Origin of the sequence: Heyndrickxia acidiproducens DSM 23148 (assembly GCF_000374345.1) — a bacterium.
Lineage (GTDB): Bacteria > Bacillota > Bacilli > Bacillales > Bacillaceae_C > Weizmannia > Weizmannia acidiproducens.
The window spans coordinates 37,595-46,258 of the sequence record NZ_KB894000.1 but is presented as its reverse complement, the minus strand read 5'-3'; the positions used below and the strand labels follow the sequence as shown (position 1 = coordinate 46,258).

General features: G+C 45.2%; 7 protein-coding genes and 1 rRNA gene. All 8 read left to right on the top strand.

The features are described from left to right. The first annotated feature begins 91 nt into the window (after positions 1–91). The 8 genes from rrf (at position 92) to ispD (ending at position 8,647) form a co-directional block, all read left to right on the top strand. Positions 92–207 (top strand): 5S ribosomal RNA (rrf, locus tag C232_RS0110580). A 253-nt stretch (positions 208–460) separates the two neighbouring features. Next, on the top strand, positions 461–922 hold the full coding sequence (locus C232_RS0110575; RefSeq protein ID WP_018663992.1) for a CtsR family transcriptional regulator: 462 nt from the start codon (positions 461–463) through the stop codon (positions 920–922). A gap of 21 nt (positions 923–943) precedes the next feature. Beyond that, a complete protein-coding gene (locus C232_RS0110570) occupies positions 944–1,489 on the top strand; it encodes a protein-arginine kinase activator protein McsA (RefSeq protein WP_018663991.1) in 546 nt (181 codons plus the stop codon). Then, positions 1,489–2,556: a protein-arginine kinase McsB gene (locus tag C232_RS0110565; RefSeq protein WP_018663990.1), complete on the top strand. Its 1,068-nt coding sequence runs from the start codon at positions 1,489–1,491 to the stop codon at positions 2,554–2,556. Before C232_RS0110570 ends, C232_RS0110565 begins: the two co-directional genes overlap by 1 nt. Before the next feature lie 16 nt (positions 2,557–2,572). Then, the gene (gene clpC, locus C232_RS0110560) at positions 2,573–5,023 is read left to right on the top strand and encodes an ATP-dependent protease ATP-binding subunit ClpC (protein ID WP_018663989.1); all 2,451 of its coding nucleotides are present in this window, start codon (positions 2,573–2,575) and stop codon (positions 5,021–5,023) included. Between the two features lie 125 nt (positions 5,024–5,148). Beyond that, positions 5,149–6,519 (top strand): DNA repair protein RadA, encoded by a 1,371-nt coding sequence (gene radA / locus C232_RS0110555; RefSeq protein WP_018663988.1) that lies wholly within the window; start codon positions 5,149–5,151, stop codon positions 6,517–6,519. Positions 6,520–6,813: 294 nt separating this feature from the next. Continuing rightward, complete coding sequence (locus C232_RS0110550) at positions 6,814–7,908, top strand: PIN/TRAM domain-containing protein (RefSeq protein ID WP_018663987.1); 1,095 nt, start codon at positions 6,814–6,816, stop codon at positions 7,906–7,908. A gap of 34 nt (positions 7,909–7,942) precedes the next feature. After that, positions 7,943–8,647, top strand: a complete 705-nt coding sequence (ispD, locus tag C232_RS0110545) for a 2-C-methyl-D-erythritol 4-phosphate cytidylyltransferase (protein WP_018663986.1) — start codon at positions 7,943–7,945, stop codon at positions 8,645–8,647. Positions 8,648–8,664 lie beyond the last annotated feature (17 nt).

Below are 8,664 nucleotides of genomic sequence, written 5' to 3'. Positions count from 1 at the left end.
GGAGCTGGACAGTTTAGAAGTGCAATTCTTGGTTTTACCGTTTTTCTCCTATCCAGTTTTGAAGGAATACATCCTTTACAACTTAATACGGTCCGGCAATAATGGCGAGAAGGCCACACCCGTTTCCATCCCGAACACGGAAGTTAAGCTTCTCAGCGCCGATGGTAGTTGGGGGTTTCCCCCTGCGAGAGTAGGACGTTGCCGGGCAAACAAAGGCCAGCTGATTCAGCTGGCCTTTTTGATGCGTAAAATATTCGAATGTCCCCGTTTTCCCCATCTCACCCATTTTTCCGGACAAATAATAACCCAGATCTGCTAAAATACAATAAAAACGTCTAATCCTCCCCACAAACAGAAATACTGAAAAGTGGGCAGTTTTCCTAGTTGCATTTTCCGTAGTATATCATGTATAATTAAAGTCAAATATAGTCAAAGTCAAAATAAACAGGAGGTGGCTTTGATGAGAAATATTTCAGACATTATTGAAAATTATTTGAAGCGTATTTTAGAATTAAATGAAACCGAGATATTGGAAATCAAGCGGAATGAAATCGCAGACAGGTTCCAATGTGTCCCTTCACAAATAAATTATGTGATTAATACGAGGTTTACGGTTGAAAAAGGGTATATTGTTGAAAGTAAGAGGGGCGGGGGCGGTTACATCCGGATTATAAAAGTGAGACCGGAAAGTGATGCGGAACTGATCGACCAGCTTTTGATACACATCGGGAATGTCATTTCACAGTCAAATGCAGAGGCTATCATTTTCCGGTTGGTTGAGGAAGAAGTCATTTCCAAAAGGGAAGCTAAAATTATGCTAAGTGTAATGGACCGCTCGGTATTGTATATCCAACTGCCCGAACGGGATGAGTTGCGTGCAAGAATACTGAAGTCTATGCTGACCACTTTAAAATATAAATGATGTTAAAGAGGTGAGAAAGACGTGATTTGCCAGGAATGTAATGAAAGGCCGGCTACCATGCATTTTACCAAAATTGTAAACGGCCAAAAAACGGAATTCCATTTGTGCGAACATTGTGCCCGGGAAAAAGGTGAAATGTTTTCGTTAGATTGGGGGAAAAGCTTTTCTTTCGATAACCTGCTTTCAGGATTGTTTAATTTTGATCCGGCACTTCAAATTGTCAAACAACAAGCGGCTCCCAACCATGACGTTCTGCGCTGCAGCCATTGCGGCATGACGTTTAACCAATTTTTAAGCACGAGCCGGTTCGGGTGCCCGCATTGCTATGAGACTTTCCATCATCAATTGGAGCCGATTCTCTCACGGCTGCATGGCGGGAATCTGGAACATGAAGGGAAAATTCCGGCGCGCATCGGCGGCTCTATTTACACAAAGAAAAAAATGGCTGAATTAAAAGAAGCCCTGCATTTGGCAATTGAACAGGAAGAATTTGAAAAAGCTGCGGAACTGCGTGACCAGATCCGGGCGTTAGAGGGTGCTTCTTCCGAAAAAGGAGGCCAGCAATAATGTCATTGGAACATTTTTTAAATGAAGTATCCAGTTCATGGATGAACCAGGAAGGGCCGGAATCCGAAATTGTGCTGACTTCACGGATCCGGCTTGCCCGAAATCTAAAAAATTACCGTTTCCCAACTTTGTTTAGTAATGAGGAAGCAAGGGAAATCATTTCTACAATAAAGGATGTTGCTCTCAACCATTTCCCGGATGAGATCCATGCTGAATTTTTAAAAATGGATGAGCTGAAACCGCTGGAAAAAAGGGTATTGGTTGAAAAGCATTTGATCAGTCCCCAACTAGCCGAAGAAGCAAACGTGGGTGCAGTTATTTTGTCAAATGAAGAAGATATTAGTATTATGATAAATGAGGAGGATCATTTAAGAATACAATGTCTTTCTCCCGGACTTCAGTTGCAAGAGGCGCTTGATAAAGCTGAAAATCTTGATGACTTGCTTGAAAGCCGGGTGGATTACGCTTTTGACGAAAAGCTGGGGTACCTGACAAGCTGCCCGACAAATGTCGGTACAGGAATCAGGGCATCAGGAATGCTGCATCTCCCGGGCCTTGTCCTGACGCAGCGCATCAAACAGATCATCCCGGCCATCCATCAGCTCGGAATGGTTGTGAGAGGAATTTATGGTGAAGGCAGCGAAGCCATCGGCAATATTTTCCAAATCTCCAATCAAATGACGCTGGGAAAATCTGAAGAAGACATTATTTCGGATTTAACAAGCATCATTAAGCAAATCATTGAGCAGGAAAGATCAGCAAGGGAAGCATTGATGCAGACGTCCAACATACAATTAGAAGACAGAGTCTTTCGTTCGCTGGGTGTACTGCAGAACAGCAGGATTATTGAAACAGCAGAGGCAGCCCAATGCTTATCTGATGTCCGGTTAGGGATTGATCTCGGTTATATTCAAAACATTTCGAAACATATTTTGAATGAATTAATGATTTTAACACAGCCGGGTTTTCTGCAACAGTACGCGGGAAGGACACTTCGCCCGTATGAAAGGGATATAAGAAGGGCTACACTGATTAGAGAGCGTTTGAGACTTGAGGAGATCAAATGAACAGGAGGAATGACAGATGATGTTTGGCAGATTTACTGAAAGAGCCCAAAAAGTACTGGCGCTTTCACAGGAAGAGGCCATTCGATTAAAACACAATAACATCGGAACAGAGCATATTTTGCTTGGGCTGGTTCGCGAAGGGGAAGGCATTGCAGCCAAAGCATTATACGGACTCGGCTTAAGCTCGGAAAAGATCCAGGAAGAAGTTGAAAATCTGATTGGAAATGGCCAGGAAATTTCCCAAACAATCCACTATACACCGAGAGCCAAAAAAGTGATTGAACTGTCAATGGATGAAGCACGCAAACTCGGGCATTCCTACGTCGGAACAGAACATATCCTCCTCGGTCTAATCCGTGAAGGCGAAGGTGTCGCAGCACGCGTTTTGACAAATCTGGGTGTCAGTTTAAATAAAGCAAGGCAGCAGGTGCTGCAATTATTAGGAAACAGTGAAGCGTCCATGCAGGGCGGATCGGCTGCTAATGTAAGCACACCAACACTGGACAGCCTGGCACGTGATCTGACGGCAATTGCGCGGGAAGATTCGCTTGACCCGGTGATTGGCCGCAGCAAGGAAATCCAGCGTGTCATTGAAGTGCTGAGCCGGCGGACAAAAAATAACCCGGTCTTAATTGGCGAGCCGGGTGTCGGGAAGACGGCGATTGCAGAAGGCCTCGCCCAGCAGATTGTTCATAATGAAGTTCCGGAAACGCTGCGCGACAAACGGGTGATGACGCTGGATATGGGTACGGTCGTTGCCGGCACGAAATACCGCGGTGAGTTTGAAGATCGTTTGAAAAAAGTAATGGATGAGATCCGCCAGGCAGGAAATATTATCTTGTTCATTGATGAATTGCATACATTAATTGGCGCAGGCGGAGCAGAAGGTGCAATTGATGCATCCAATATTTTAAAACCATCACTTGCACGCGGTGAACTGCAGTGCATCGGGGCCACTACGTTAGATGAATACCGAAAATATATTGAAAAAGACGCTGCTTTGGAAAGAAGGTTCCAGCCAATCCAGGTGGATGAACCGTCAGCAGAAGAATCTATTCAAATTTTAAAGGGCTTAAGGGACCGCTATGAAGCCCATCACCGTGTTTCCATTACCGATGAAGCCATTGAGGCGGCTGTTAAACTGTCAGACCGTTATATAGCAGACCGGTTCCTGCCTGATAAAGCGATTGATTTAATTGATGAAGCGGGTTCTAAAGTGCGCCTGCGTTCCTTTACAACCCCGCCAAATTTGAAAGAGCTTGAATTGAAACTGGAAGAGGTCCGCAAAGAAAAAGATGCAGCCGTGCAAAGCCAGGAATTTGAAAAAGCTGCTTCACTCAGGGATTCCGAGCAGAAGTTGCGTGAACAACTGGAGGAAACCAAGAAAAACTGGAAGGAAAAACAAGGCCAGGAAAATAGCGAAGTGACCGTTGAAGATATCGCTTTGGTTGTTTCCAGCTGGACAGGAATTCCGGTAACCAAATTAGCGCAAACAGAAACAGAAAAATTACTGCATTTAGAGGAAATTCTCCATTCCCGCGTGATTGGCCAGGAGGAAGCGGTGATTGCCGTGGCAAAGGCAGTCCGCCGGGCACGGGCAGGATTAAAAGATCCAAAACGCCCGATCGGTTCCTTTATATTCCTTGGGCCTACAGGAGTCGGGAAAACAGAGCTGGCGCGTGCGTTAGCCGAGGCAATGTTTGGCGATGAAGAGGCAATGATCCGGATTGACATGTCGGAATACATGGAGAAACATTCAACCTCCCGCTTGGTTGGTTCTCCTCCTGGATATGTCGGATTTGAAGAAGGCGGGCAGCTGACAGAGAAGGTACGCAGAAAACCATATTCTGTAGTCCTGCTCGATGAAATTGAAAAAGCCCACCCGGATGTCTTTAACATTCTTCTGCAAGTATTGGATGATGGGCGTTTGACAGATTCTAAAGGACGCACCGTGGATTTCAGCAACACGATTGTGATCATGACATCCAATGTCGGGGCGGATGCTTTGAAACGAAATAAATTTGTCGGTTTCAGCGTTCAGGATACGGCGGATGCAGACTACAAGGATATGAAGGATAAAGTACTGGAAGAATTGAAAAAAGCCTTCCGTCCTGAATTCTTAAACCGTGTCGATGAGACAATTGTCTTCCATTCACTGGAGCGGAAACAATTGAAAGAAATTGTCACATTGATGGTGAAGGAATTGTCGGACCGGCTGAAAGAACACCAGATTGAATTGGTCCTGACGGATGCTGCAAAAGAGAAAGTTGCTGAAAAAGGCTATGACCCTGAATACGGGGCGCGGCCGTTGCGCAGATCCATTCAAAAGAATATTGAAGACCGCCTTTCTGAAGAAATGTTAAAAGGCAATGTCAAAGAAGGGCAAAATGTAAAGGTCGATGTGCAGGACGGCGAGTTTACTTTCACAGAAATGAAGGAGTCTGAAACAGTCTCGACCAATTCATGATAGTGGATGGAAAGGGTACAATCGGGCATGACAATTGTACCCTTTTTTTATCAATAGGGAACTTGTTAAGTAAATATTATGTAAAGACCTTTAAAATAGAAGTACAGTAAGGAAAGGGGTTACGTATGGCAAAAAAGACGGTGAAATTTGTTTGCCAGAATTGCGGGTATGTATCACCAAAATGGATGGGAAAATGCCCCCAATGCAACCAGTGGAATCAAATGGTGGAGGAAATTGAAACACCGAAACCAAAGGGATATTTTTTACATACTGAGCCGGGAAGTGAAACCAAAGCAGCCCCTATTACGTCTATAGAATCTAAGGAAGAAAAAAGGACAAAAGTGGAGTTTGAAGAGTTGAACCGTGTTTTGGGCGGCGGTATTGTTGCCGGTTCGCTTGTGCTGATCGGCGGGGACCCGGGGATCGGTAAGTCTACCTTGCTGCTGCAGGTATCGGCACAGCTGGCGGAGCATGATTTTCATGTCCTTTATATTTCCGGAGAAGAATCTGCAAAGCAGACGAAGTTAAGAGCGGACCGTTTAAAAATCAATGCGGAACATTTATATGTTTTACCTGAAACCAATCTGGCTTACATTCAGCAGGCCATTGATGAATTAAAACCGAACTTTGTCATCATTGATTCCATTCAAACCATTTACCACCCTGATATCACTTCAGCTCCGGGGAGCGTTTCGCAGGTAAGGGAAAGCACTTCGCAGCTGATGAGGATTGCAAAAACAAAAGGAGTTGCCATTTTTATCGTCGGCCATGTGACAAAAGAAGGATCGCTGGCCGGACCAAGAGTACTTGAGCATATGGTTGATACCGTTCTTTACTTTGAAGGGGAACGGCATAATTCATACCGTATTTTAAGAGCGGTAAAGAACCGCTTTGGTTCCACCAATGAAATTGCTATCCTGGAAATGAAAGAAATGGGGCTTGAAGAAGTCAAAAATCCTTCTGAAATCTTTTTGGAGGAGCGGACAAAAGGTGCGTCGGGTTCAACCGTTGTAGCTTCGATTGAAGGGACGCGGCCGGTACTGGTAGAAATCCAGGCGCTATTGGCCCCGACATTTTTCAATATGCCAAGGCGAATGGCAACGGGAATTGACCAGGGCAGGGTGACGCTAATTATGGCGGTGCTGGAAAAACGGGCAGGGCTTCTGATCCAAAACCAGGATGCGTATTTAAAAGTAGCCGGCGGATTGAAGGTGGATGAGCCGGCAATTGACTTGGCGATTGCTGTAAGTGTGGCCTCCAGTTTCCGGGACCAGCCTACGAAAGCGGAAGACTGTATCATTGGTGAAGTGGGCTTGACAGGCGAAGTCAGAAGGGTGACGCGAATTGAGCAGCGTGTACAGGAAGCGGCAAAACTTGGATTTAAACGGGCCATTATTCCAAAAAATAATTTGGGAGGATGGACGCCTCCGGGTGAAATTGAAGTGATCGGGGCAGCCTCTGTCCAGGAAGCACTGCAGTTCGCACTGGGGGAATGAAGCTAAAAACCCCCCTTATCGCCCGCTGTCTGGAATTTATCGGTTAATTGCACCAGGCAGGCGAATGATGGGGAAGCCAGGGCGTCGGCCGGGAAAAAATAAAACAGGTGTTGTTTGGATAATAGATTATGGTGACCACTAAGGCAACCATAACGGAAGGGAGGGGGATTAAATGATGCCTGACAATACTGAATCTGTGCAGCAGATTTCAGTTAGACTGCATACTAAAAATAATGTACCACCATACGTTTTAAACTATATTTTTTGTTTATAATGATTAAAGGAGGTGAAAATATGTTAAAAAGACTGGTGCAAATCTGTCTTGTTTTGGTTGGCGGTACGCTCGGTGTGTTTTTATTGCCGGATGTTTTCAGACTCATGAATCTGTCCCACTATATGATAATTGCCAATCCATATTCTTCGGCAGTGCTAGGTGCTCTTATCTTTTATCTTATATCTTTCTGGTCTATTCATTATATCGTTGATTTTGTCGATTGGTTTGAAGATTCATTAGTCAAAGTCCCGATAACAGAAATATTATCCGGAAGCCTCGGTTTAATATTTGGTTTGTTCATTGCCTACCTGGTGGCCATTCCATTTAGAGGCATTCCGATTGTAAATACAGTAGTACCGATTATATTTACAGTGCTGCTGGGCTATATCGGATTCCAGGTAGGATTTAAGAAAAGAGAGGAGTTTGTCAATCTTTTCTTTAACCGTCCGCATAAACGTAAGGGTTTAACCGAACACGAGCAGGAAGGAGCAGCACCCGCGCAGGCAAAAACCATGAAACTTCTCGATACGAGCGTCATTATAGACGGCCGGATTGCAGATATTTGCCAAACCGGATTTTTAGACGGCCCGATTGTAATCCCGCTGTTTGTGCTTGAAGAATTGCAGCATATTGCAGACTCGTCAGATGCCCTGAAAAGAAACAGGGGAAGGCGCGGGCTTGATATTCTAAACCGGATCCAGAATGATCTGCCGATTGAAGTGCAGATGTATGAAGGCGATTTTGAGGATATTCAGGAAGTTGACAGCAAGCTGATTAAACTCGCCAAATTGACAAACGGCATTGTGGTTACAAATGATTATAATTTAAATAAAGTATGCGAATTTCAAAAAGTCCGGGTGCTGAATATCAATGATTTGGCCAACGCGGTCAAACCGGTTGTACTGCCGGGTGAAGAATTGAATGTCCAGCTGATTAAAGACGGGAAAGAACATCACCAGGGGATTGCCTATCTGGATGATGGCACGATGATTGTCGTGGAGGAAGGCAAGAATTATATCGGCAAACGGATCGATGTTCTGGTTACAAGTGTGCTGCAAACTTCAGCCGGGCGGATGATTTTTGCAAAACCAAAATTATTGGAAAAGGCATTATAAGAAGAAATGCAGATAATGGGGGAACGGATTCGGTATGGATTATGATGTGATTATTCCCGCAGCCGGGCAGGGCAAGCGAATGGGAGCCGGAATGAATAAATTATTTCTGGAACTGGATGGCAGGCCGGTGATTGCCCGCACGGCAGAAACTTTTTTGCGGGATCCCGACTGCCGGAAGATCATCCTGCCAGTCCAGCCGCAGGACCGGCAGAAAATGTCTGAAGTTGTAAACGAAATGCCCGGTGCCGGCAAAATCGCTTTTACCTGCGGCGGGGATGAACGCCAGTACAGCGTGTACCACGGCCTGGGGCTTGCAGGCGGGGCCGGGATCATTCTCGTGCATGATGGCGCAAGGCCTTTTATCCAGCCTGAAACGATCCGTGAATTGGTGAGGGCTGCAGCGGAAAAAGGAGCCGCAATTGCAGCGGTTCCGGTTAAAGATACAATAAAAAGGGTAAAAGGCCATACCGTTACAGAAACGGTGGAGCGCAGCAGCTTGTGGCAGGTTCAAACGCCACAAGCTTTTCGCATGCCTTTATTGAAGATGGCACACGAAAAAGCGGCTGCCGAACATTTTCTAGGCACGGATGAAGCTTCATTGGTTGAACGTTTAAGCATTCCCGTACATATTGTCATGGGGAGTTATGATAATATAAAAATTACAACGCCGGAAGATCTCTATTTTGCAGAAGCGATTCTAAAAAAATATGCCCGTAAAGAGAGACGGTTATATCCATAAAAAGCTGAGGAAAGAGG